Below are 24,580 nucleotides of genomic sequence, written 5' to 3'. Positions count from 1 at the left end.
TATCTAAACCCTACTCAGCCGCTACCGAGGCGGCTTCTTCGCGCTCGCCTTCGAGCTGCTTCAGCGCACGCTCGTAATCGAGCGGCATGACCTTGACGAATTTCGCCAGCGCATTGTCCCAATCGTCCAGCAGCGCCGCGGCCCGGGCGGAGCCGGTGTGCAGCTTGTGCCGCTCGACCAGGATCCTGAGGCGCTGCGCATCGTGATAGAGCGGATCGCCCACGCCGAAGTCGGTGACATTGCTGGGACGCTGGGCGGGGAAGCCCAGCCCTTCGGGATCCTGCGCATTGGCATCGATCTTCACCAGCTTCACCTGTGCCATGTTGCAGCGGTCCTCGAACGAACCGTCCTCGTCATAGACATAGGCGATGCCGCCGCTCATGCCCGCGGCGAAGTTGCGGCCGGTGCTGCCCAGCACGACGACGGTGCCGCCGGTCATGTATTCGCAGCAATGGTCGCCCGCGCCCTCGACCACCGCAATGGCGCCGGAGTTGCGGACGGCGAAGCGTTCACCGCCCACGCCGCTGAAATAGGCCTCGCCCGCAATGGCGCCAAACAGCACGGTGTTGCCGACGATGATATTGCCCGCCGCCTCGCGATCGACGCTTGTCGGCTGGCGCACGATGATGCGGCCGCCCGACAGGCCCTTGCCGACATAGTCATTGGCATCGCCGACGAGGTCCAGCGTGACACCATGCGCCAGCCATGCGCCGAAGCTCTGCCCGGCAACGCCGGTCAGGTTGATGCGCAGCTGGTCGGCCTGCAAGCCGGCATGGCCGAACTTGCGGGCGATCTCACCCGACAGCATCGTGCCGACGGTGCGGTTCACATTGCGCACGGGGAAGTCGAGCACCAGCGTCTCGCCATGATCGATCGCCGGACGCGCAGCCTGGATCAGCTCGTTGTCGAGCGCGGCTTCGAGGCCGTGATCCTGCCCTTCGGTGTGATAGAGCTGCTTGCCTTCGGGCACTTCGATCTTCGTCAGCAGGCGCGACAGGTCGATGCCCGCCGCCTTCCAGTGACGGTCCACCCGGCGCATGTCGATGCGATCGACGCGGCCGATCATCTCGTCCATCGTGCGGAAGCCCATCTCCGCCATGATCTGGCGCAGTTCCTCGGCAACGAAGAAGAAGTAGTTGATCACATGCTCGGGCGTGCCGACGAAGCGCTTGCGCAGCTCCGGGTTCTGCGTGGCGACGCCGACCGGGCAGGTGTTCAGGTGACACTTGCGCATCATGATGCAGCCCGCCGCGATCAGCGGGGCGGTGGCGAAGCCGAATTCGTCCGCGCCCAGCAACGCGCCCACGGCCACGTCGCGTCCGGTGCGAAGGCCGCCATCGACCTGCACCGCGATGCGGCTCCGCAGGTCGTTGAGCAGCAGCGTCTGCTGCGTTTCCGCGAGGCCGATCTCCCACGGGGAACCGGCATGGGTGAGCGAGGTCAGCGGCGAAGCGCCGGTGCCGCCTTCGTAACCGGAAATGGTCACATGGTCGGCACGCGCCTTGGAAACGCCCGCGGCCACCGTTCCCACGCCCACTTCGGACACCAGCTTCACCGAGATACGCGATGACGGGTTGGTGTTCTTGAGGTCGTGGATCAGCTGCGCCAGATCCTCGATCGAATAGATGTCATGATGCGGCGGCGGCGAGATCAGGCCGACGCCCGGCGTCGAGTGACGCGTCGCGCCGATGACCTTGTCGACCTTGTGGCCGGGCAGCTGGCCGCCCTCGCCGGGCTTTGCGCCCTGCGCCATCTTGATCTGGATGTCGTCCGCATTGACGAGATATTCGGTCGTCACGCCGAAGCGGCCGGAGGCGACCTGCTTGATGGCAGAGCGCATGGAATCGCCATTGGCCATGGGCAGGAAACGCTTGGGATCCTCGCCGCCTTCGCCCGTATTCGACTTGCCGCCGATGCGGTTCATGGCGAGCGCCAGCGTGGTATGCGCTTCCCAGCTGATCGAACCATAGCTCATCGCCCCGGTGGCGAAGCGCTTGACGATTTCCTCGACCGGTTCGACTTCGCTGATGTCGAGCGGCTCATCCGCCTTCTTCAGTTCCATCAGGCCGCGGATCGTCAGCAGGCGTTCGGACTGCTCGTTGATCGACTTGGCGAAAGCCTCGTAATTCTCGAAGCTGTTGCCGCGCACCGCGTGCTGCAGGCTGGCGACATTGGCCGGCGTCCAGGCGTGATCCTCGCCGCGCAGGCGGTACTGGTAGATACCGCCGACATCGAGCATGTTCTTGTAGATCGGGTTGTCCGAATAGGTGAGCGCATGGCGGCGCACCACTTCGGCGGCGACCTGTTCCAGGCCGATGCCTTCGATCGTGGTGGCGGTGCCGGTGAAGTACTTCTCGATGAAGTCGGAGGACAGGCCCACCGCATCGAAGATCTGCGCGCCGCAATAGGACTGGTAGGTCGAAATGCCCATCTTGGACATGACCTTCTGGATGCCCTTGCCGACCGCCTTGATATAGTTCTTCTGCACCTGTTCGCTGGCCAGCTCAGGGTGCTTGGTGGCGCGGATATGCTCCAGTGTCTCGAAGGCGAGATAGGGGTTGATCGCTTCCGCGCCATATCCCGCCAGCGCGCAGAAGTGGTGCACTTCGCGCGCTTCGCCGGTTTCGACCACCAGGCCCGTCTGCATGCGCAGGCCCTGGCGGACGAGGTGATGGTGCACCGCCGCCGTCGCCAGCAAAGCGGGCATGGGGATGCGGTCCTTGGAGGCCGCGCGGTCGGACAGGATCAGGATGTTCTTGTCCTGCAGCACCGCCTCGGTCGCGGCCCAGCACATTTCCTTGATCGCCATCTCCAGGCCCTCGGCCCCGGTGCTGGCATCCCAGGTCATGTCCACCGTCTCGGTCCGGAAGGCGCCGTCGAGATTCTCCTCGACCGAGCGGATCTTCTCGACATCCTTGTTGGTGAGGATCGGCTGGTCGACTTCCAGGCGCTTGTGCGTGCCGGCATCGTGGCCCAGCAGGTTGGGGCGCGGGCCGATCATCGACAGCAGGCTCATCACCAGCTCCTCGCGGATCGGGTCGATCGGCGGGTTGGTGACCTGGGCGAAGTTCTGCTTGAAATAGTCGTAGAGCAGGCGGCTGCGGTTCGACAGCACGGCGATGGGCGTATCGGTGCCCATCGATCCGATCGGATCGTCGCCATTCACCGCCATCGGCTCGAGGAACTTGCCGATATCTTCCTGCGTGTAGCCGAAGGCCTGCTGGCGCTTGAGCAGCGTATCCTCGGGATCGCGAACCGCATCCTTGTCGGTCTCGATCGCCTCGATATCCTTGAGCTTGTACTGCGCCTGCTTCAGCCACTTGTCATAGGGCTGCGCGGCGGCGAGCTGGGCCTTCAGCTCCTCATCCTCGATGATGCGGCCTTCCTCGAGGTCGATCAACAGCATCTTGCCCGGCTGCAGGCGCCACTTGCGGGTGATGTCCTCTTCCTTGAACGGCAGCACGCCGCTTTCGGAAGCGAGACAGACGATATCGTCCTTCGTCACGCAGAAACGCGCAGGGCGCAGGCCGTTGCGGTCCAGCGTGGCGGCGATCTGGCGGCCATCGGTAAAGGCGACGGCTGCGGGGCCGTCCCACGGCTCCATCAGCGCGGCGTGATATTCGTAGAAAGCCCGGCGCGCCGGATCCATCAGCGGGTTGCGCGCCCAGGCTTCGGGGATCAGCATCATCATCGCATGGGCGAGGCTGAAGCCGCCCAGCAGCAGCAGTTCGAGCGCATTGTCGAGACACGCTGTGTCCGACTGGCCATGCGGCACGATCGGCCACAGCTTGTCGAGGTCCGCGCCAAGCAGGTCGCTTTCCATCGTGCGGCGGCGCGCATTCATCCAGTTCACATTGCCGCGAACCGTGTTGATTTCGCCATTATGGGCGATCAGCCGGAAGGGCTGCGCCAGCCGCCAGCTGGGGAAGGTGTTGGTGGAGAAGCGCTGGTGGACGAGGCCGAGCGCGCTCTCGCAATCGGGATCGCGCAAATCGTCGTAAAAGCTCTTCACCTGGTTCGCCAGCAGCAGGCCCTTATAGACCACGGTGCGGCTGGAGAAGCTGGGCATGTAGAGCTTCAGCAGGCCCGGCATGTCGTGCTTGACGGCCAGTTCCTTCAGCGGGTTCTGCGTCTGCTTGCGGATCACGATCAGCTTGCGCTCGAACGCGTCCTGGTCCTCGCAATTTGCGCCGCGTGCGATGAAGCACTGGCGGATCACCGGCATGGAATCGAGCACGGCCTTGCCCAGACCTTCCAGCGTGACGGGCACGTCGCGCCAGCCGATCAGCTGCTGGCCTTCTTTCTTGATGAACTTTTCGAACTGCGCGGTGATGAAATCGCGCGCCGCATCGTCCTGCGGCAGGAAGCACATGGCCACCGCATAATCGCCCGCCGGCGGCAGGGTCAGGCCTTCGCCAGCGGCCCATTTGCGATAGAGCTTGTCCGGGATCTGCATCAGCAGGCCGGCGCCGTCACCCAGCAGCGGATCAGCGCCCACCGCGCCGCGATGGTCGATATTCTCCAGAATTTGCAGCGCCTGGCTCACGATTTCGTGCGATTTGAGGCCCTTGATATGGGCAACAAAGCCCACACCGCAGTTATCGTGCTCATTGCGCGGATCGTAGAGGCCCTGGCGGGCTGGCAGCTCGGTCAACGTATCTGGTCCTGTCTCAGGCCGATGGTGAGGGGGCGCTTCGACGCCCTCTGTTGCGGGCAGCGAAACGCGACTCACCCGGCATGGGTGCATGGCGAAAATGTCGCGAATGCCCCCCCATGGCGACACGAAAGTGTTTTTGCAAGGTGGCTGGCACTGCAAAATGACCGCCAAGGGGGGAATCGGCAGGGTTTTTGGGGCTTTAGCCGCCTGCGGCCTGCCTCAAGTCCCGTATCGAGACCATATAGGGCATGTATCCTGAAATGGGAGGCCCGGCGTCAGGCACTGCGGCTCATCCGTTGCAGGTTGAGCAGGGCTTCACGCAGGGCCCGCTCGTTTTCCTCGGTGTCGCGCGGGGACGGGGCAGGGGCTGCGCCTTCGTCCTCTTCCACCGGCATGGGCGGATCGAACGGGCGCATGGGCTGTTCGACGGGCTCGCTTTCGGCTGCCTGCTTTTCGCGTTGGGAGGGAAATACCACCGCCGCCTCGGTCAGGCCCTCCTCGTCGCCGGGCTCGTCCTCGATGCGCACGACTTCCTCGGTGCGGCCGGCAAAGGGATTGCGCGGGGCGAGCAGCGAACCGAACTTGTCGTCTTCCGAAACGTCCTCGTCCCTTTCGTCAGGGTCGAAATCCGCAGGCGGATCGAAGCTGCGCGCCGGGGCGGCGGGTTCCTCTTCCGGTTTCAAGCGCGGCAGGGTGAAGGACGCGGCGATATCCGCCATCTCCTCATCCTCGTCCTCGTCCTCGTCATCCCCGACATCGAGCGAATCGAAAGCGAAGGGGACGAAGCCGTTGAGCGGGCGGAAGCCGAACTCTTCGGTGTTTTCCTCGGCCGGAGCAGGTTCGGCAGCACTGACGGGCTCTTGGTAGGTGACGGGTCCGGTGGGCTCGTCCTCGAAAGCCTCGAAGGAGGGGACGGCCAGCGGCGGGGCGGCGGCTTCCTCTTCGGTCTCGGGCTGGACCTCTTCCTCGGCCTCGAGCCAGGCGTCTTCGGCGGGTTCCTCGAAGGCTACCGGCTCTTCCGTCATGATCCCGCCATTGGCGAAATAGGCGGCCATCGCAGCCGCAGCCTCGTCGGGGGCCGCGGCATTGGGTTCGGCACTGCCAAAGGGCTCCGGCGCGGGTTCTGCCGCGGTTTCCGGGGGTGGCGGAGCGAATTGCGGGGTGGGCACGTCGGCTTCGGCCTGTGCGGCGATCATTGCGCGGCGCTTGCGGATGGAATCGCCCAGGCGCTGGGCCAGCTGGACCAGGCCAAGGTCTTCCAGTTCAGGTTTCGCCGTTTCCGGCTCGACCCAGGCGCTGTCGAATGCTGCCTCGTCAGCGGGCTCTTCGGTGAAGGTGTGGTCCGCAACAGGAAGGCCGTACGGTTCGAGGAAGGTGTCCTCCTCCGCGATGTCGACCGCTTCGGACGCGTCATCGAAAGCCACTTCCTCAATCGGCTCCGGTTCCGGCGGGGCAAATGCCTCTGCCTCGGGCTCGGCCAACTCTTCCGGTAGCTCGCTCTCGGCAGGGCCGGGCTCCGCGATCATTTCCACACTCTCCTCCGCCTCGACCGGAACGGCGGGCAGTGGCGCGGCTTCGTCGAAATCGCGGGACTGGGTTCCGGCATCGAGCGCCAGTGCGCGACGGCGGCTGCGCGGTGCGGGACCGTCGAACCCTTCGTCACCCAGTTCTTCATGGGCGGAGATCGGGGCGCGCGCATGGGAAATGGCGCGCTGGCCGTGGATCTGGCCGATACGGCGGGCGATGGTGAGGCCGGCCAGGCCGCCGAGCACGGTGAAAGCGATGGCGATCATCGCGCGGGCGGTGAAGCCCAGCGGCGGCGCGGCGGCGGAGACAATCGAGGAAATGCCGGTCTTCACCACCAGCATCTCGACCAGGGCGACGGGAACCACCAGGCTGCCGAGGCCCAGCAGCGCGGCGAACCAGAGCGCCACGATGAAGGGGAAGGCGGGATGCGTGCTGACAGGCGCCTTGCGCGGCGCGTCTTCCATCATGTCATCCTCGGCAAAAGTCGCCACTGTCGTGTCCTGTCCTGTGCCTCTGCCTGCGACTCACGCGGCTGCGCCTGCATGGCGCGTAGGGACTGGCCCTATCACCCGTTGGTAAACGGCTTGATAACGCTCGGCATTGCGTGCCCAGTCGCGATGCTCGGCCACATACTCGCGCGCGGCGCCGCGGATAGCCTCCCACTCGCCGCGCCGGTCGAGCAGGTCGGCCAGCGCAGCGGCGCAGGCGGCAGGATCATCGGGCGTGAAAAGCACGCCGGTCCTGGCGTGAGTGACAAGCTCGCGATGGCCGCCCACATCGCTTGCCGCGACCAGCTTGCCCTGCGCCATGGCCTCGAGCGGCTTCAATGGCGTCACGAGGTCGGTCAGGCGCGACTTCTTGCGCGGATAGGCCATGATGTCGGTGAGCGCGTAATAGCGATCGACATGCTCATGCGGCACGCGGCCGGTGAAGCGGATGGCGTGGCGGGCGGAGGAGGCGAGCGCCTGCGCTTCCACAGCCTCTGCCATCGGCCCGCCGCCCACCAGCAGCAGCCGCGCTTCCGGGTGGCGTTCCAGCAGGCGCGGCATGGAAGAGACGAGGTCGTCCAGCCCCTCATAGTCGTAGAAGCTGCCGATGAAGCCGATCACCGGCCCGGTGCCGAGCGACAACTCGTCCGCCAGCGCGCGGGCGAGCGCGTCCCCGCGCTCCACCGGATTGCCGAAGAGGGAGAGGTCGACGCCATTGGGCATGATGGTGATTTTCCCGGCATCAAAGCCGCGTGCGAGGAGGTCGGTGCGCAGGCCCTCGCAAATCGTCACCACGTGATCGGCCTGTCCGACGACATGGTTCTCCAGAGCGCGGGTCAGGCGGTATTTGAGCGATCCGGCGCTGCCCGTGCCATTGCCGACCGCCGCATCTTCCCAGAAGGCGCGGATTTCGTAGACGACAGGAATGCCCAGCCGCTGCCCGGCGCGCAGGGCGGCCATGCCGTCCATGGCGGGCGAATGGGCATGCAGCACGTCGGGACGCCATTCCTGCGCCAGCGCGCAGATGGCATCGGCAAGCGCCGATATCTCGCGCCATTCGCGCAGGCCTGCCGGCCCCGATATCTCGCCGCGCGTGCGATGGAAGGTGAGGCCGTCCGCCTCCTCCCGGTCCGGGCCGTCCTTGGTATGGCGCAATCCGGTAATCCCGCGCACATCCAGCCCCAGCTTCATCTGCGCATGCATGATTGCACGGGTGCGGAAGGCATAGCCGCTATGCAGCGGAAGCGAGTGATCGAGGATGTGGAGAACGCGCGTCATTGGCGGAAATCCATACGGGTACAAGCTTAACGGCGCGTCAATTCCTCGCCGGTAGGATCGCGCAGAACGCTGGCGGAAAAGCATCTCGGAAAGCCGATCTTGGTCAATTTCATCACCCTCATCCTCACGCATGGGCTGATGGCGCTCGCCGCCATCATGCTGCTGTCGCGCGATGAGCTGGATGAGGAGGGCGAGGCGGACGACAAGCCCAGGCGCAAGCCCTGGCAGCGGGCCAAGGGGGAATAGGGCGATGCTCGACCTGTTCCTGCTCGGCTTTATCGGCCTGCTGCTCGCCTGCGGGCTGAAGCGGCCCTTCATCTGGGTGCTCGCCTATATCTACATCGACATCGTTGCGCCGCAGAAGATCGGCTGGTCGATCATCCAGGCGATCCCGGTCTCGCTAATCGCCTTTCTGGCCGCCTTCGCCGGCTGGGTGCTGCTCGACGGGAAGAAGGGCAGCCGCTTCACCTTCCGCCAGGGGCTGATGCTCGCCCTGCTGCTCTATTGCGGGATGACGACGCTGACCGCCGCTTTCCCCGACAGCGCGTGGGACAAGTGGGACTGGGTGTGGAAGGCGCTGCTCTTTGCCATCTTCCTGCCGCTGACCCTGCGCACCAAGCTGCGGCTGGAGGCGGCGGTGCTGTTCATCGTGCTCGCCGTGGGTACGATCGCCATCAATGGCGGGATCAAGACGATCTTCGGCGGCGGCGGCTACGGCACGCTGAGCCTGCTGGTGGACGAGAATGCCGGCCTCTACGAAGGTTCGATCATCTCCACCGTGGCGATCTGCATCATCCCGCTGGCACTGTGGCTGGCGCGGCACGGCACCATCTTCAAGCCCGACTGGAAAGTGTGGGGCTTCACCGCCGGCCTCATCTTCGCCTGCCTGCTGATCCCGGTGGGCACGGGCGCGCGCACGGGCCTCGTCTGCATTGCCGTGCTGGGCGTGCTGCTGCTGCGCTCAGTGCGCTATCGCTTCGTCTATGCGGGAGCTGCCGCGCTGGCGATGATGGCGGCGATCCCCTTCCTGCCGCAAAGCTACCTCGAACGGATGGGCACGATCGCGGGGTATGAGAGCGACCAGTCCGCCTCCACCCGCCTTGCCGTGTGGGAATGGACGATCGGCTATGCCAAGGCCAACCCATTGGGCGGCGGCTTCGATGCCTATCGCGCCAACTCCTTCACCTACCAGACGCGCACCGTTTCGGGCGAGGGCGCCAGCCGCCAGGTCACCTACAATACGGTGACCGAGGAAGGCCGCGCCTATCACTCCTCCTATTTCGAGCTGCTGGGCGAGCAGGGCTGGATCGGCCTAGGCCTGTGGCTGTGGCTGCAGGCGCTGGGGCTGTGGCACATGGAGCGGCTGCGCTGGCGTCTCGGCAAGCTGGAGGGCGGCAAGCGAAGCTGGCAATGGGGCCTCGCCACGGCATTGCAGCAGGCGCATATCGTCTTCCTTGTCGGCGCGCTGTTCGTCGGTATCGCCTACCAGCCCTTCCTCTTCATGCTCGTGGGGCTGCAATGCGGGCTGTGGAGCTACGTCCGGCGCACCGAGGAACCAGCGAGCCGCGCGAAGTTCAAGCCCTGCGAACCCAAGCCTGAAGCGCCCGCTCCGGCCGCCTGAGGCGCCCCCTATCGACAGGATGGCCTGCTCGCGCCTAGTCTGGCGGGATGGACGCCCCTGCTTCGCTCGGTATCGTCGAGATTCTCGGCATTGCCACCAGCGCCAGCCTGCTGGCGGGCTGGCGGCTCTACCTTGTGGTGCTTGCCACGGGGATCGCGATGAACAGTGGCGTGGTGCCGCTGCCCGACCATTTGCAGAGCTTGCAGGTGCTCGCCAATCCCTGGGTGATGGGCTTCGCCGCCATCGGCGCGCTGTGCGAATTCTTCGCCGACAAGATCATGTGGCTCGATTCGATCTGGGACACGGTGCACACGCTGGTGCGCCCGGTGGGTGGTGCGTTGCTGGCGTTGGCGATCGTCGACCCGGCCGATCCGGCGCTACAGGTGGTCGCCTTCCTGCTGGGCGGAGGCGGGGCGCTGATTGCGCATGGCGGCAAGGCCAGCGCGCGTGCCGTGGTCAATACGAGCCCCGAGCCGGTCAGCAATGCCGTGGTCTCTACCGCGGAGGATGTGGCGACCGTGGGCCTGCTCTGGCTCGCCTACGAATATCCCTGGGTCGCGGCCGGGGTTGCCGTACTGGTGCTGGCGGCTTGCATCTACCTGCTGGTGCTGGCCCGGCGCATATTGCACCGGCTGTTCTGGCGCACGGGCGAGCAGACGCAGCACCCTCTGAGCGAAACTGCGGACGGCTGATCAGCGCGCGTGGGCGCGCATCCAGTCCTCAACCACAGGCGCGATCTGCTTGCGCCACTTGGAGCCGTTGAAGATGCCGTAATGCCCGACTGCGGGGGCGAGGTGGTATTTCTTCTTCTCCGTGGACAGGTGCGGGGCCAGGTCCAGTGCGGCGCGCGTCTGGCCGATGCCCGAGATATCGTCCCGCTCCCCTTCGATCGCCAGCAGCGCGGTGTCGCGAATGGCATCGGGATCGATCGCCTTGCCGCGATGGACGAACTCGCCCTTGGGCAGCGAGTGTTCCTGGAACACATGCTCGATCGTCTGCAGGTAGAATTCGGAAGTCATGTCGCAGACCGAGAGATATTCGTCATAGAACTTCTTGGTCGCGTCGGCGCTTTCCTGGTCGCCCACGGTGAGATGCTTGTACATTTCGTAGTGGCTCATCATGTGGCTTTCGAGGTTCATCGAGATGAAGCCCGCCAGCTGCAGGAAGCCGGGATAGACCTTGCGGCCCGCGCCCGGATAGTTGAGCGGCACGGTGGCGATCACATTGTTGCGGAACCAGCTCAGCGGCCGTTCCATCGCCACGTCGTTCACGCTGGTCGGGCTGGCGCGCGTATCGATCGGCCCGCCCATCATGGTGAGGCTTGAAGGGCGGCACGGATCCTTGTCCGCCCCCATCACCGCCGCGGCGGCAAAGGCGGGGACCGAAGGCTGGCACACGGCCAGCATATGCGTGTCCTCACCGATGAAGCGCAGGAAATCGATCAGGTAATCGATATAGTCGTCGAGGTCGAAATGCCCGGCGGAGACCGGCACCAGCTTCGCATCGGCCCAGTCGGTGATCCAGACTTCCTGGTTTTCCACCATGCGCGCCACCGTGCCGCGCAGCAGCGAGGCATAGTGCCCGCTCATCGGCGCGACGATCAGCAGCTTGGGCGCATCCTTGGGCAGGTCCTGCCGCTTGAAATGCCGTAGCGAGGCAAAGGGCTTTTGCAGCACCACCTCCTCGATCACCGGGTGGTCCACCCCGTCATAGCTGACGGTTTCGATGCCGAAATCGGGCTTGCCGCGCTCCTCATAGACATGGGCGAACACTTCGAGCGCACTGGCCATGGCCGGGCCCATCCCGAAATAGCCGATCGGCAGCGCCGGGTTGGACAGCATCTGTGCGCCCACCGATGCCCAGCTGCTGGCCGTGTGCATCATGGTGCGGTGCATTTCATAGGCGGAATAAAGCATTCATGTCCCCTGCGGGCGGTGCGACCCATTCGTCAAGACGCGCGGGTAGCGCGGCCCTTGCTGGCCTGGCTGGCGGCGAGTGGTCCCGCTCTTGTCCGGCCTGCCCAGAATCAGACTTTGCCCTCAAATAGGGCATCACCGTTAAGATAGGCTATGTTGCAATGCAGCAAAAGGGGTCTTGTGCCCGCTTTTTCTTCTTCCGTCGCGAAATTGGCCTTTCTCTCTCGCGAACGAATGGGCTAGGCGCTTGCGCCATGGCGACCTCGACCGATCGCGACGATGCCCCTCCGGCTCGCACCCTGGGACCCCTGCGCATGATTTGGCGCGAGGCGATGAATTATCCTGCACAGCTGGTGTTCGCCGCCATTGCGCTGATGATCACCGCCGTCGTCACCTCGCTGGCAGTGCCCTCGGCGCTGCGGCTGATCGTCGATCGCGGCTTTACCGGCGATGGCGATATCGGGCGCTGGTTTCGTTACCTGCTGATGCTGGTCGGCGCGCTGGGCGTGGGCACGGCGCTGCGCTTCTATTTCGTCAGCTGGCTGGGTGAGCGTGTGGTGGCCGATATCCGCGCCAAGGTCTATGACAACCTGCTGCGCCTTTCGCCGGGCTTCTTCGAGGAGAACAGCCCGAAGGAAATCAGCAGCCGCATGACGGCCGATACCGCGATTATCGAGCAGGTGGTGGGCACCACCGTCTCGGTCGCATTGCGCAATGTGGTGATCGCGGTGCTGGGCACGGGCTACCTCTTCTGGCTCGCCCCGCAACTGGCGATCTGGCTGCTGGCGGGCATTCCCGTGGTGATCATCCCCATCGCCGTGTTCGGCCGCAAGCTGCGCGATATCAGCAAGGACAGCCAGGACCGCGTGGCCGATGTCGGCGCGACTGTGACCGAAGTGCTCTCGGCGATGAAGATCGTCCAGGGCTTCAACCAGGAAAGGCGTGAGAGCGCCCGTTTCGGTGAGGCGGTGGAGCGTACTTTCGATACCGCGCGCGTGCGCATCCTGATCCGCGCGGTGATGACGGCGCTGCTGATCACGCTGATCTTCGGCGCGATTACCATCCTGCTGTGGCGCGGGGCGCTCATGGTGCAGCAGGGCACGATCAGCGGCGGCACCATCGCCGCCTTCATCTTCGCCGGCGTGATCGTCGCGGGCGCATTCGGCGCGTTGACCGAGGTGTTCGGCGACCTCCTGCGCGGCGCCGGCGCGGCCTCGCGCCTCAGCGAGCTGATGCAGGAAAAGCCGAGCATCGAGGCGCCCGCGCGCCCCGTCGCCCTGCCCGATCCGCCGCGCGGCAGCCTGGCCTTCCAGAAAGTCACTTTCAGCTATCCCACGCGCCCCAGCGAGAACGCCATCGAGGATTTCAACCTGACCGTGGAGCCGGGCGAGACCGTCGCCATTGTCGGCCCCTCCGGCGCGGGCAAATCGACGATCTTCCAGCTGGCGGAGCGCTTCTACGATCCGCAGGCGGGCACCATCCGCATTGACGGCGTGGCGCTGACGCAGGCCGATCCCGCCGCCATCCGCAAGCGCATGGCGCTGGTCCCGCAGGAAGGCACGCTCTTCGCTGCCAGCGCACGCGACAATTTGCGCTACGGCGCATGGGACGCGGATGAGGAGGCGATCTGGGAAGCTGCCCGCGCGGCCAATGCGGAAGAGTTCCTGCGTGCCCTGCCCGACGGGCTCGAAACCTTCCTCGGCGAAGGCGGGGCGCGGCTTTCCGGCGGCCAGCGCCAGCGCATGGCGATCGCCCGCGCGCTGCTGCGCGATGCACCGATCCTGCTGCTGGACGAGGCGACCAGCGCGCTCGATGCCGAAAGCGAGCGGCTGGTGCAGGATGCGCTCGAGCATTTGATGCAGGACCGCACGACGTTGGTCATCGCCCACCGCCTCGCCACCGTGCGCGCGGCGGACCGGATCGTGGTGATGGATGGCGGCCGCATCGTCGAGGAAGGCGATCATGGATCGCTGGTCGCGCAAGGCGGCCTCTATGCTCGCCTCGCCGCGCTGCAGTTCGACGATCGGGCTGCGGCCGATGGCATGCTTGCCACCCCGGACGTCGGACCTACTTGAGACAGCCGCCAACGGCTGATAATCGACGAAGTATCACATGTAACCGACCAGCGGCATCCAGCGGCGGGAGAGACGCGCTATGGACCGCATAGATACAACCTCGCGCACCATCCGCGTGCACCGGGACTATTACGAGGCTGAGACATGATCCGACAGACACTGGCCGCCGGCATTTCCGCGCTGGCTCTTACCATTGCGCTTCCCGCGCAGGCACAGGCAGACGATGCACAGGCCGCCGATACACCCACGATGGAGTTCGGCACCTGGGGCGTCGACACCACCCAGCTCGACCCGGCAGTCGATCCGGGCGCCGACTTCAATGCTTATGTCAACGGCAAGTGGGTGGCAGCGAACGAGATCCCGGCCGACCGCTCGCGCTACGGCGCCTTCGACATGCTGGCCGAACAATCGGTGTCAGACGTCGAGAAGCTGGTGGCGGATCTCGTCGCTTCCGATCCAGCGCCCGGCACCACGGCGCGCCGCGTGGTCGATGCCTATAACGCCTTCCTCGATACCGATGCGATCAATGCTGCGGGTCTGGCGCCGGCCTATCCCTACCTCTCCGACATCTTCGCCGCGCCCGACCTCACCTCGCTGGTCGGCCTGTTCCAGAAGCCGGGCTATCCCGCGCTGGTTTCGGTCGGTGTGACCATCGACGACAAGGATCCGGACAGCCACGCCGCTGGGGTCAACTTCGGCGGCATGGGCCTGCCCGATCGCGACTATTACCTGGTCGATTCGGAGCGCAATTTGGAAGTGCGCGCGGCCTATATGGAATACCTCACCTTCATGCTGGGCCAGGCCGGCTATGAAGATCCCGCGGAGGCTGCGCGCCACGTCTATGCCTTCGAGCACCGGGTGGCCGAGCTCGAATGGGATGGCCAGATGCTGCGCAATCCGGAGATCACCTATAACGAGCTGACGCTGGACGAACTGCGCGCGCTCGCCCCCGAATTCCCCGTCGACGTGCTGCTGGAAACCGGCGGCTTCGGCGATGTCGAACGCTTCCTGGCAACGCAGATCCTGCCCACCGACGAAGAGGTGGAAGAGCTGGGCCTGACGCAGGAACAGATGGACCTGATGGGCGGCGGCCTGCCGACCATGATGGAGCTGGTGACCGAAACCCCGCTCGCCAATCTCAAGGCCTGGATGGCGGTGCGCTTCCTTTCCGGCAATGCCGCCGTGCTGCCGAGCGAGATCGACGATGCGCAGTTCGCATTCTTCGGCAAGGTGCTGGGCGGCCAGACCGAACAGCGTCCGCGCTGGAAGCGCGCCATCGGCGAGGTCGAGGGCCTGCTGGGCGAGAGGCTGGGCGAGCTCTACGTGGCCCGCTACTTCCCGCCCGAAAGCAAGGCGCAGATGGAGGAGCTGGTCGCCAACCTCATGCGCGCGATGCGGGCCGACCTTGCGGAAAACGAATGGATGACGGAGGCGACCGTGGCCGAGGCGGTGGCGAAGCTGGAAGGCTTTACCACCCAGATCGGCTATCCGGATGAATTCGAGACCTATGATGGGCTGCAAATCACTCCCGGCACCCCGCTCGCCAACCGCATCAGCAGCACCGCTTGGGCGATCGCGGACTCGCTGTCCGAGCTCAACGAGCCGGTCGACCGCATGGAATGGCTGATGCTGCCGCAGACGGTGAATGCCTATTACATGCCGCCCTTCAACCAGATCGTCTTCCCCGCCGCGATCCTGCAGCAGCCCTTCTTCGGCCCCGATGTCGATCCGGCGGTGAATTACGGCGCCATCGGCGCGGTGATCGGGCACGAGATCGGCCATGGCTTCGACGACCAGGGCTCGCGCTATGACGGCACGGGCACGCTGCGCAACTGGTGGCAGCCGGAGGACCTCGAAGGTTTCCGCGGCGAGACCGGCAAGCTGCTGACGCTGCTGGAGAGCTATTGCATCGAGGATGGCGAGCTGTGCCTGACCAGCCGCGGCATGGGTGAGACGCTGGGCGATGTTGTCGGCCTGCAGATGGCCTATCGTGCCTATCGCCTGTCGCTCAACGGCGAGGAGGCGCCGGTGATCGACGGGCTGACCGCCGACCAGCGCTTCTTCATGGGCTATGCGCAGGTCTGGCGCGGCATGTGGCGTCCCGAGGCAAAGCGCGCGCAGATGATTTCGGGCACCCACCCGCCCAGCGACTTCCGCCTCAACAATGCCGTACGGCACGTTGACGCCTGGTATGCGGCCTTCGATGTGGGTCCGGAAGATGCGCTCTACCTGCCGCCGGAACAGCGCGTTTCTATCTGGTAACTGGGCAGGCGGCACGCTCGCCGCTTGACTTCGCGGCCACGCTTGTGGAGGTCGCCAAAGGAGGGCGGGCTGTAGTGGCCCGCCCCTTAGCTTGCCGGAGCTGCACCAACGCATGACCCTATTCCAGCAATTGCTGATCGCCGTGGTCCAGGGGATCACCGAATTCCTGCCGATCTCCTCGTCGGGACACCTGATCCTCATCCCCTATTTCACCGATTTCCCCGACCAGGGGCCGATGATCGACGTGGCGGTGCATGTGGGATCGCTGCTCGCCATCATCATCTATTTCTGGCGCGACGTGATGGGGCTGGCGCGCGGCGGTTTCGCCGCCGTCGGCATCGGCAAGGACCCGTTGCAGCGGCGCCTGTTCTGGTGGGTGGTCATCGGCACCATTCCCGCCGTGGCGCTGGGACTGTTCCTCAAGCTCGGCGGCTATCTCGACAGTTTTCGCATTACCGATCTCGTGGCGGTGAACCTCATCGTCTACGGCGTGCTGCTGGGCCTTGCGGACCGTTTCGGAAGCCAGGAGAAGAGCTTCGAGGACGTGACCTTGCGCGATGCCATCCTGGTTGGATTGGCACAGGCGCTGGCGCTGATCCCCGGCACCAGCCGCTCGGGCGCGACGATGACCGCCGCGCGCGCACTCGGCTACAAGCGCGTGGAAGCGGCGCGCTTTTCCTTCCTGCTGGCGATCCCGGCGGTGGCGGGTGCGGGCCTGCTGGCCGTGCTCGATCTGGCGGAGGCCTCGGCGCAGATGCAGTGGGATGCGCTGGTCACCGGCGTGTTCACTTTCATCGCCGCCTTTGCCACCATGGCCTTCCTGATGAACTTCCTCAAACGCGCCTCAATGATGGTGTTCGTCGCCTATCGCGTCCTGCTCGGCGCAGGATTGCTCCTGTTCTTCTGAAACAGCCGACATCGGTGGAACCGGCCCGCCCGGCCCGCGTTGTGACCTTGTTATGAGCAAGGCGTTTCACCGATGGGACTGATATTCCTGATCCTGCTGGGGGCCGTCCTTGGCTGGCTGGTGACAATTGTCGTGAGCCGCGGCCGCATGCGTGAATTGAAGCTCAACGTGTTGCTCGGCACGGGCGGTTCGCTGCTGACCGGACTGGTCATCAATCCGCTGATAGGCGTGGGTAGTCTGCTGCGCGGAACCTACAGCGTGGAGGCGCTGCTCATTTCGTTTGTCGGTTCGCTCTTGCTGCTGGTATCTGTCAATTTGTTGCGGCGCAGCGAAATGCGCTGAACCGTTTTTCGATGGGCATTCGTGTCCAACAGTCCGGGGCGGCATTTGTCGCCTCTTTTTTGAAGGGGAATTGAAATGAAGAAGATTATTGCTGCCGCTTCCGCTGCTGCCCTTGGCCTGGGCCTCGCTGCCTGTGCTTCGGAAGAAGAAGCTGCCGTCGAGGAGTCGCAGGAAGTGGCTGAAGACGTGATGGAAGAGACGGCGGACGCGATGGAAGAATCCGCTGACGCCATGGACGAAGCCGGCATGGAAGCCGAAGCTGAAACCATGGACGCCGAAGCTGACGCGATGGATGAAGCTGCCGACGCAATGTAATCGGCGGCTCCATCTGGAGCTTTTGTGAAAGGCCGGTCCCGCACGGAGCGGGGCCGGCCTTTCTCTTATGCCTATTCGCTTTCCGCCTTGGCAGGTATCGGCTCGGCGGAAGGCTCACCCGGTTCGGTCAGTGCTTCCTCGGGCAGGCGCTGGGAATCGAGCATTTCCGCCGCTTCATCCAGCGCGCGCGCTTCGCCTACGCTGACGCCGCCCGGGCCGGGGGCGTTGTCCGCCGGGCCGCAGGCTGCCAGCAGAGCGCAGGCAAAGGCTGGGGCCAGCACCCTGGCCCGCGGCAGGATCACTCGGCCGCCGCCTCGGCGTCCTCGGCCACGATCTCTTCAGCCGTTTCGGCCGCTTCCATCGCATCCATGCCTTCGCCTTCCTCGGCCAGCGCGGTCTCGTCTTCGGTGAGTGCAGCCTCGTCCTCGACCGGCATGGGCGTATCGGTCAGCGCCTGGTCGGCCGGCATTTCGACATTGTCGGCGATCGCATCCTCGGACGCGTCGGTGGTCGATCCACAGGCGGTCAGCGCCAGAGTGGCGGCGGTGAGAATGGCGATACGGGCAGTGGTCTTCATGGCTTTGTCTCTCCGGTGAATGGGTCCCGGTGAGGCGAATACCGCAGCGCGCCGGGGAAGAAAATCGCAAAAAGCCGCTGCGCCGGTTCCGCCCGCCGCCCGCCTGTGGCAGGTCAGCGCAGATGGCCTCCCACCCCGCCCCCATGTCCGATGCGCTTGAGAGTGCGCGAGAGGCGCTGCGCCGCGTCTTTGGTTTCGAGGCGTTTCGCGGGCGGCAGGCGAATGTCGTTGCGCGGGTGCTGGCGGGGCAATCGACGCTGGCGATCATGCCCACAGGCGCGGGCAAGTCGCTCACCTACCAGCTGCCCGCCACGCTGCTGGAGGGGACCTGTGTTGTCATTTCCCCGTTGATCGCGCTGATGCATGACCAGCTGCGCTCTGCGCGCGCCAATGGCATTCGCGCCGCCACACTCACCAGCGTGGACGAGGACTGGCGCGAAACGCAGGACGCTTTCAGGGCGGGCGAGCTGGACCTGCTCTATGTCGCGCCCGAACGCGCCAGCCAGCCGCATTTCCGCGAGCTGCTCTCGCAAGGGCGCATTGCGCTGTTCGCGGTGGATGAGGCGCATTGCGTCTCCGAATGGGGCCACGATTTCCGGCCCGACTATCGCATGCTGGCCCCGCTGATGGATGCCTTTGCCGATGTCCCGCGCCTGGCGCTGACGGCCACGGCGGACGAACATACGCGCAAGGATATCCTCCACCAGCTCGGGATTCCGGAAGAGGGCATGGTCGTCGCCGGCTTCGACCGGCCGAATATCCGCTATGCCATCCGTCACCGGCAGGGGTTGCAGGGCCAGCTGGAAAGGCTGCTGGAGGAGCATCCCGGCCCAGGTATCATCTACGCTCCCACGCGCCGCAAGGTGGAGGAACTGGCGGAGAAGCTCGCCGCCGCCACCGGGCGCACGGTGCTGCCCTATCACGCTGGCCTGCCGCCCGAACGGCGCGCAGGCAACCAGTCCGCTTTCGTGGCGAGCGAGGACATGGTGGTGGTCGCCACCATCGCTTTCGGCATGGGGATCGACAAGCCGGACGTGCGCTTCGTCGCCCATGCGGGCATCCCCAAATCGATCGAGGCCTATTATCAGGAGACGGGCCGCGCGGGCCGTGACGGTGATCCTGCCCAAGCGGTGATGTTCTGGAGCGCGGGCGATTTCGCGCAGGCCCGCCAGAGGCTGGGCGAAGTAGAGGAAGCGCGCCAGCAGGGCGAGCGCGCGCGACTCGATGCGCTGGCCGGATTGGTCGAGACCTCCACCTGCCGCCGTGCCGTGCTGCTCAGGCATTTCGGCGAGGATCCGCCCGAAACCTGCGGCAATTGCGACAATTGCCTCGACCCGCCGCAAGTGGTGGAGGCGACAGAGCTGGCCCGCAAGTTGCTCTCCGCCGTCTACCGCACCGGGCAGACCTACGGCTTCGGCCATGTGCAGAAGGTGCTGACGGGCGCGAGTGACGAACGGGTGGAGCAGCGCGGGCATGACCGGCTGTCGGTCTTCGGGATCGTCGAGGGCGAGGAAGCGCGCCTCCTCCAGCCGCTCGCCCGCGCCTTGCAGGCCCGCGGCGCGCTGGTGCAGACCGAACATGGCGGGCTGGCGCTGGGCGGCGATGCGCGCGACATCCTGAAAGGCGAGGCCGAGGTGACGATCACCCGCCCGCCCGAACGCCAGCAAAGGCGCGGCGGCCGCAAGGGCCGCAATTCCGCGCCCAACCCGGTCGGCGATCCGCTGTTCGATGCGCTGCGCGAACTCCGCCGCGAACTGGCGACCGAGGCGCAGGTGCCGCCCTATGTCATTTTCCACGATGCGACCCTGCGCGAGATGGCCGCGACCCGCCCCTCCTCGCTTGCCGAACTGGGCAGCATTGGCGGGATCGGGGCGAAGAAGCTCGAAGCCTATGGCGACGCCTTTCTCGGTGTGATCCGCCAGCATTGACCTCCACGCGCGTCCGGTTTCTCTTGCCCGGCCAGCCTGTTTGATATAATTATGATATCATATTTATTCGAACAGGAGGACCATATGACCCAGATCGCCACTTCGATGACCCGCAGTCGGGAAGACCCAGCCAATACGTTCAGCGGCTATCCCATGCTGCTCGTCCTGCTGGCCGTCATCGCGGTCCTGGTGATGGGAATCTTTGCTGGCATCCCGCCTGCGGGGTCGTCCAAGCTGGCCAAGATCCTGTTCGTGCTGCAGATTTTCGGATCGGGGTTCGTTGCCCTGATGGTTGCCATCGGATTCTACATGATCCAGCCCAACCAGGGTGCGGTGATTACGCTGTTCGGCGAATATCGCGGGACCGACCGCAAGGAGGGCCTGCGCTGGCGCTGGCCGTGGATGGGGCGCAACAAGGTGTCCGTGCGTGCGCACAACATTCATTCGGAACGGGTGAAGATCAACGATCTGCGCGGCAATCCGGTCGATATCGCCTGCAATGTCGTCTGGCGCGTGCAGGATACGGCGCAGGCCGTGTTCGATGTCGACGACTATCGCGAATTCGTGAACATCCAGATCGAGGCCGGCCTGCGGACCGTTGGCGCGCGCCATCCCTATGACGACATGAGCGAGGACGACCAGACCACGCTGCGCGGCAGCGCCGATGTGATCAATTCGGAGTTGCAGGCCGAATTGAACGAGCGCCTCGCGGTGGCAGGCATCGTGGTGGACGAGGCGGGTCTGACTCACCTTGCCTATGCGCAGGAAATCGCCGGCGCCATGCTCCGCCGCCAGCAGGCCGAGGCGATCATCGCCGCGCGCACCAAGATCGTGATGGGCGCGGTCAGCATGGTCGAGGACGCCCTGACCAAGCTGGGGCAGGACGGAGTTGTCGAACTGGATGACGAACGCCGTGCGGCGATGGTCTCCAACCTCATGGTCGTATTGTGCGGCGATCGCGAGGCCCAGCCTGTCGTCAATGCCGGAACGCTCTACCAGTAGGACCCATGCCCAAGGCATCGAAGAAAGCTTTCGCCCTGCGGCTCGACCCGGCGCTCCACGATGCGGTGGAGCGCCTCGCCGCAAGCGAACTTCGCTCGGTGAATGCCGAGATCGAGATGCTCTTGCGCGAAGCCCTGAAGCGGCGCGGCGTTGAGGTGCCCGTCAGCGAAAGGCCGCGGCGCGGGCGTCCGCCCAAGGCGGAGTGATAGCCGGCATTGCCCTCCCGCTCCGCCGCGCTAATCTGCGCTTTGGGGAGAGGACATCACATGCAATTCGGCATTTTCGACCATGTGGACGATAGCGGCCTGCCGCTTTCCGACCATTTCGAAGCACGGCTGCAAATGGTCGAGGCGTACGAGGAAGCGGGCTTTTCGCGCTATCACGTGGCCGAACATCACGGCACGCCGCTGGGCCATGCGCCCAGCCCGGGCCTCTGGCTCGCCGCGGTCAGCCAGCGCACCAGCCGCATCCGCTTCGGCCCGCTGGTCTACCTCCTGCCGCTCTACCACCCGCTGCGGCTGGTGGAGGAGATCGGCATGCTCGATGCGCTGTCGGGCGGGCGGCTCGAATTCGGATATGGCCGCGGCATTTCGCCGATCGAGATGGGGTTCTACGGCGTCGACAGGGCCGAACAGGCCGATCGCGCGGCGGAGGTGCTGGAGGTGGTCAGGAAAGGGCTGACGCAGGATCGCCTTTCGCACCAGGGCCGCTTCTTCACTTTCGACGATGTGCCGATGATGCAAAGGCCCGTGCAGCAGCCGCACCCGCCGCTATGGTATGGTACCAATTCGCCCGGATCGGTGGAGCGTTGCGCGCAGGACCGGCTCAACATGGTCACGCTGCTGGCAGGCGAACCGATGCGCCAGATGGTGGCAGGCTACAAGGCGGCCTATGCCGCATCGGGAGGCGCGCCGGAAGACATGCCGCTTGTCGGCGTAGGACGGCACATCGTGGTGGCGGACAGCGACGAGGAGGCGCTCGCCATCGCCCGCCCCGCATTCGCCCGCTGGCGCGCCAGCTTCGTGCATTTGTGGGAGCAACGCGGGGCCGACAATCCCTTCGTCGCCAATTTCCCGAAGGACTGGGACGCAGTGGCCGCGGCAGGCACCGCCTGTGCCGGATCGCCCGCCACGGTGCGCGACTTCCTGCTGAAGGACGCCGAACAGGGCGGCTACACCTATTGCATGGCGCAATTGGCTTTCGGCGACATGGGCGTGGAGCAGGTGCGCCGATCCGCGCAGATCTTCGGCAGCGAGGTGATGCCGGCTTTCGGCTGAGCCTTTGCGGAGCATTAACCACTACCTGCTAAGCGGGCACGATGAGCCAGAATGCTCCCCCTCGCCTGCGTCGCCCGTCGGTGAAATGGGCGCTGTTGCTTGGTGCTATCGCGGTCGCGGCGATTCCGCTGACCGCGCTGTTGGCGCAGGGGCGCGCCGCACCATTCACAGTGGTCGAGACCGGGCAGGGGTTTGCACGGCTTCAGGACGCGGTCGATGCCATCGGCGATTCGCGCGGCACCATCGCCATTGCGCCCGGCACCTATCGCCAATGCGCTGTGCAGGGCGCCGGCGACGTCTCCTATCTCTCCGAAATGCCCGGACAGGCGGTGTTCGATGCGGTGACCTGCGAAGGCAAGGCGGCGCTGGTGCTGCGCGGGCGCGCGGCGAATGTCTCCGGCGTGGTGTTCAAGAGCATGCATGTGCGCGATTACAACGGCGCGGGCATTCGCCTGGAGGCGGGCGATCTCACCGTGGCGCAAAGCTGGTTCCGCGACAGCCAGCAGGGCATCCTTACCGCCAACGATCCCAATGCGACGCTCGTCATCGACCGCTCCACCTTCACCCGGCTGGGCACGTGCGAGGGTTCGGGCGGCTGCGCGCATTCGGTCTATACCGGCTCGCTCGGCCATGTGCGGATCACCAATAGCCGCTTCGAGCAGGGACGTGGCGGACATTACGTCAAGGTCCGGTCCCCACGTGTCGATATCGCCGCCTCCAGCTTCGACGATGCGGCTGGCCGCGCGACCAATTACATGATCGACCTGCCGGCGGGCGCCAGCGGGCAGATCTCCAACAACTGGTTCGTGCAAGGGCGCGACAAGGAAAACTACTCCGCCTTCATCGCCGTCGCCGCCGAAAGCCGCGAGAATTCCAGCGCGGGGCTGGTGGTGGCAGGCAACAATGCCCGCTTCGCACCCGGCGTCGACCGCCGCAGCGTGTTCGTGGCGGACTGGTCGGGCGAGGTGCGCCAGATCGAAGACAACCAGCTCGCCGCCAATCTGGACCGTTACGAGATCCGCTAGCCTGCCAACTGCCGGAACCCTGCGGTTTCCTACGGGTTGATAAGGCAGGAGACAGCACATGGCAGGCGGATGGACGCGCGATGGCGCGGTACAGGACCAGATAGACGATACGGTGAAGGACGCGGTAGCCGCAGCACGTGCGCGCCTGTCAGGCGGCGAAAGCGCGAAATATTGCGACGAGTGCGGCGAACCGATCCCTGAAAAGCGCAGGCAGGCTGTCCCCGGCGTGCGTCGCTGTGTGGCTTGCCAGTCCGGACAGGATAGCGCCGTGCGTCACAGCGCGATCAACCGTCGCGGCAGCAAGGACAGCCAGCTGCGCTAGCCGAGCAAATGCCCCGAACGGTCGCGCTTGGTGGCGAGATAGCGTTCATTGTGGGGGTTGGCGGGCAATTGGTGCGCCACGCGTTCGCTGACGGTCACGCCCGCTTCGACAAGCGCATTGACCTTGGCCGGGTTGTTGGTCAGCAGCCGCACGCTGTCGATTCCCAGCAGTTCCAGCATACGCGCGGCCGTTGGGAAATCGCGAGCCTCCACCGGCAGGCCCAGCCGTGCATTGGCATCCACCGTGTCGAACCCTGCATCCTGCAGGCGATAGGCGCGCATCTTGTTGATGAGACCGATGCCGCGCCCCTCCTGCCGCATATAGAGCAGCACGCCCCAGCCACCCTGCTGCGCCTCTTCCGCCATGGCTGCCAAAGCACCGTCGAGCTGCGGGCCGCAATCGCATTTGAGGCTGCCGAAGATATCGCCCGTCAGGCATTCGGAATGCAGGCGCACCAGCGGCGCACGGTCGAAATCGGGCTCTCCGATCACCAGCGCGACATGTTCGCGCATATCGTCGGGCTTGCGGAAGGCGACCAGTTCCGCCTCCTCCTTGGCGGAAATCGGCAGGCGCGCGCGGGTGGCGATGGCGAGGCGTTGAGGGTCGGCCCATTCGGCAAGATCCGCCGCTTCCAGCGCCACCGGCTCGCCTTCGGGGCGCGGATCACAGAGGAAGGCGGGCAGGATTCCGGCAATGCGCGCCAGCTCCATCGCCGCCTCGGCCTCTGCCATGAAGGTAATCTTCTCGACTTTGAACGGGCCTTTCAACGGATGGACGAGGTCGAGCGCGGGATCGGCGATCGGCCGCGCTTCCTCCAGCCCCAGCGGATCGGCGGCGCGGATCAGCACCGGATGATGCCCGTCCGCCGCCTCACGCTGGTTGGTGAGCTTGAGCGTGGCCGCACGCGCGGCAGAGATCAGCGCATGATCCGCCGTTACGCCGCCATCCAGCGCGGTTTCGACCGGCAGCAGGACCGGCGCTTCACCAACCCTGATCGGCCATCCATGGCGCAGCGCGTCCACCGCCTGCGCCACCCGGCGGGAAGGCGAGGACGCGGCCAT

General features: G+C 65.5%; 21 protein-coding genes. 14 read left to right on the top strand and 7 right to left on the bottom strand.

What is annotated here, in order from left to right; translation table 11 throughout:
* Positions 1-10: 10 nt before the first annotated feature.
* From gltB to E5222_RS14525, 3 genes are all read right to left on the bottom strand, one after another.
* Complete coding sequence (gltB, locus tag E5222_RS14535) at positions 11-4,654, bottom strand: glutamate synthase large subunit (protein ID WP_246021808.1); 4,644 nt, start codon at positions 4,652-4,654, stop codon at positions 11-13.
* Positions 4,655-4,932: 278 nt separating this feature from the next.
* Complete coding sequence (locus tag E5222_RS14530; protein WP_136694524.1) at positions 4,933-6,675, bottom strand: hypothetical protein; 1,743 nt, start codon at positions 6,673-6,675, stop codon at positions 4,933-4,935.
* Positions 6,676-6,708: 33 nt separating this feature from the next.
* Positions 6,709-7,950 (bottom strand): TIGR04063 family PEP-CTERM/XrtA system glycosyltransferase, encoded by a 1,242-nt coding sequence (locus tag E5222_RS14525; protein ID WP_136694523.1) that lies wholly within the window; start codon positions 7,948-7,950, stop codon positions 6,709-6,711.
* Between the two features lie 99 nt (positions 7,951-8,049).
* On the opposite strand from E5222_RS14525, the gene E5222_RS16630 reads away from it, so the two are divergent.
* From E5222_RS16630 to E5222_RS14515, 3 genes are read left to right on the top strand one after another with little or no spacing between them, the layout of a single operon-like run.
* Positions 8,050-8,196 carry a hypothetical protein gene (locus E5222_RS16630; protein ID WP_169053615.1) on the top strand — a complete coding sequence of 49 codons (147 nt, stop codon included), beginning with the start codon at positions 8,050-8,052 and terminating at the stop codon, positions 8,194-8,196.
* Positions 8,197-8,200: 4 nt separating this feature from the next.
* Entirely contained in the window at positions 8,201-9,571 is a 1,371-nt protein-coding gene (locus tag E5222_RS14520; RefSeq protein ID WP_136694522.1) for a putative O-glycosylation ligase, exosortase A system-associated, read from the top strand.
* A gap of 47 nt (positions 9,572-9,618) precedes the next feature.
* Positions 9,619-10,263 carry a DUF4126 domain-containing protein gene (locus tag E5222_RS14515; RefSeq protein ID WP_136694521.1) on the top strand — a complete coding sequence of 215 codons (645 nt, stop codon included), beginning with the start codon at positions 9,619-9,621 and terminating at the stop codon, positions 10,261-10,263.
* On the opposite strand, the gene E5222_RS14510 is transcribed toward E5222_RS14515, so the two are convergent.
* A complete protein-coding gene (locus E5222_RS14510) occupies positions 10,264-11,487 on the bottom strand; it encodes a polyhydroxyalkanoate depolymerase (RefSeq protein ID WP_136694520.1) in 1,224 nt (407 codons plus the stop codon).
* Positions 11,488-11,741: 254 nt separating this feature from the next.
* Between E5222_RS14510 and E5222_RS14505 the strand changes: the two genes are divergently transcribed.
* The 5 genes from E5222_RS14505 to E5222_RS14485 all read left to right on the top strand — a co-directional run bounded on the left by E5222_RS14505 (position 11,742) and on the right by E5222_RS14485 (position 17,388).
* Positions 11,742-13,562 carry an ABC transporter transmembrane domain-containing protein gene (locus E5222_RS14505; RefSeq protein WP_211196167.1) on the top strand — a complete coding sequence of 607 codons (1,821 nt, stop codon included), beginning with the start codon at positions 11,742-11,744 and terminating at the stop codon, positions 13,560-13,562.
* 144 nt (positions 13,563-13,706) lie between these two features.
* Positions 13,707-15,824, top strand: coding sequence for a M13 family metallopeptidase (locus E5222_RS14500; protein ID WP_136694518.1), 2,118 nt, complete (start codon positions 13,707-13,709; stop codon positions 15,822-15,824).
* 112 nt (positions 15,825-15,936) lie between these two features.
* Positions 15,937-16,731, top strand: coding sequence for an undecaprenyl-diphosphate phosphatase (locus E5222_RS14495; RefSeq protein WP_136694517.1), 795 nt, complete (start codon positions 15,937-15,939; stop codon positions 16,729-16,731).
* Between the two features lie 72 nt (positions 16,732-16,803).
* Positions 16,804-17,073: a GlsB/YeaQ/YmgE family stress response membrane protein gene (locus E5222_RS14490; RefSeq protein ID WP_136694516.1), complete on the top strand. Its 270-nt coding sequence runs from the start codon at positions 16,804-16,806 to the stop codon at positions 17,071-17,073.
* A gap of 75 nt (positions 17,074-17,148) precedes the next feature.
* Complete coding sequence (locus E5222_RS14485; protein ID WP_136694515.1) at positions 17,149-17,388, top strand: hypothetical protein; 240 nt, start codon at positions 17,149-17,151, stop codon at positions 17,386-17,388.
* Between the two features lie 71 nt (positions 17,389-17,459).
* Here the strand turns inward: E5222_RS14485 and E5222_RS14480 are convergent, their stop codons facing one another.
* Complete coding sequence (locus E5222_RS14480) at positions 17,460-17,690, bottom strand: hypothetical protein (protein WP_246021807.1); 231 nt, start codon at positions 17,688-17,690, stop codon at positions 17,460-17,462.
* Positions 17,687-17,965: a hypothetical protein gene (locus E5222_RS14475; RefSeq protein WP_136694514.1), complete on the bottom strand. Its 279-nt coding sequence runs from the start codon at positions 17,963-17,965 to the stop codon at positions 17,687-17,689. Before E5222_RS14475 ends, E5222_RS14480 begins: the two co-directional genes overlap by 4 nt.
* A 143-nt stretch (positions 17,966-18,108) precedes the next feature.
* Here E5222_RS14475 and recQ point away from each other — a divergent pair, with 143 nt between their 5' ends.
* The 6 genes from recQ to E5222_RS14445 all read left to right on the top strand — a co-directional run bounded on the left by recQ (position 18,109) and on the right by E5222_RS14445 (position 23,519).
* A complete protein-coding gene (gene recQ, locus E5222_RS14470) occupies positions 18,109-19,893 on the top strand; it encodes a DNA helicase RecQ (RefSeq protein WP_136694513.1) in 1,785 nt (594 codons plus the stop codon).
* A gap of 84 nt (positions 19,894-19,977) precedes the next feature.
* Positions 19,978-20,895, top strand: coding sequence for an SPFH domain-containing protein (locus E5222_RS14465; RefSeq protein WP_246021806.1), 918 nt, complete (start codon positions 19,978-19,980; stop codon positions 20,893-20,895).
* A gap of 5 nt (positions 20,896-20,900) precedes the next feature.
* The gene (locus E5222_RS14460) at positions 20,901-21,101 is read left to right on the top strand and encodes a type II toxin-antitoxin system antitoxin (protein WP_136694512.1); all 201 of its coding nucleotides are present in this window, start codon (positions 20,901-20,903) and stop codon (positions 21,099-21,101) included.
* 60 nt (positions 21,102-21,161) lie between these two features.
* Positions 21,162-22,172, top strand: coding sequence for an LLM class flavin-dependent oxidoreductase (locus E5222_RS14455; protein WP_136694511.1), 1,011 nt, complete (start codon positions 21,162-21,164; stop codon positions 22,170-22,172).
* A gap of 41 nt (positions 22,173-22,213) precedes the next feature.
* Positions 22,214-23,197 (top strand): right-handed parallel beta-helix repeat-containing protein, encoded by a 984-nt coding sequence (locus tag E5222_RS14450; RefSeq protein ID WP_136694510.1) that lies wholly within the window; start codon positions 22,214-22,216, stop codon positions 23,195-23,197.
* Positions 23,198-23,255: 58 nt separating this feature from the next.
* The gene (locus E5222_RS14445; RefSeq protein WP_136694509.1) at positions 23,256-23,519 is read left to right on the top strand and encodes a DksA/TraR family C4-type zinc finger protein; all 264 of its coding nucleotides are present in this window, start codon (positions 23,256-23,258) and stop codon (positions 23,517-23,519) included.
* Here E5222_RS14445 and ribA read toward each other — a convergent pair.
* Entirely contained in the window at positions 23,516-24,580 is a 1,065-nt protein-coding gene (ribA, locus tag E5222_RS14440) for a GTP cyclohydrolase II (RefSeq protein ID WP_136694508.1), read from the bottom strand. The two genes, E5222_RS14445 and ribA, sit on opposite strands and share 4 nt — an antisense overlap.

This window comes from Alteraurantiacibacter aquimixticola, assembly GCF_004965515.1.
Classification (GTDB): domain Bacteria; phylum Pseudomonadota; class Alphaproteobacteria; order Sphingomonadales; family Sphingomonadaceae; genus Alteraurantiacibacter; species Alteraurantiacibacter aquimixticola.
Note: the sequence above shows the minus strand (reverse complement) of the source record. Positions and strands in the feature narration are given on the sequence as shown.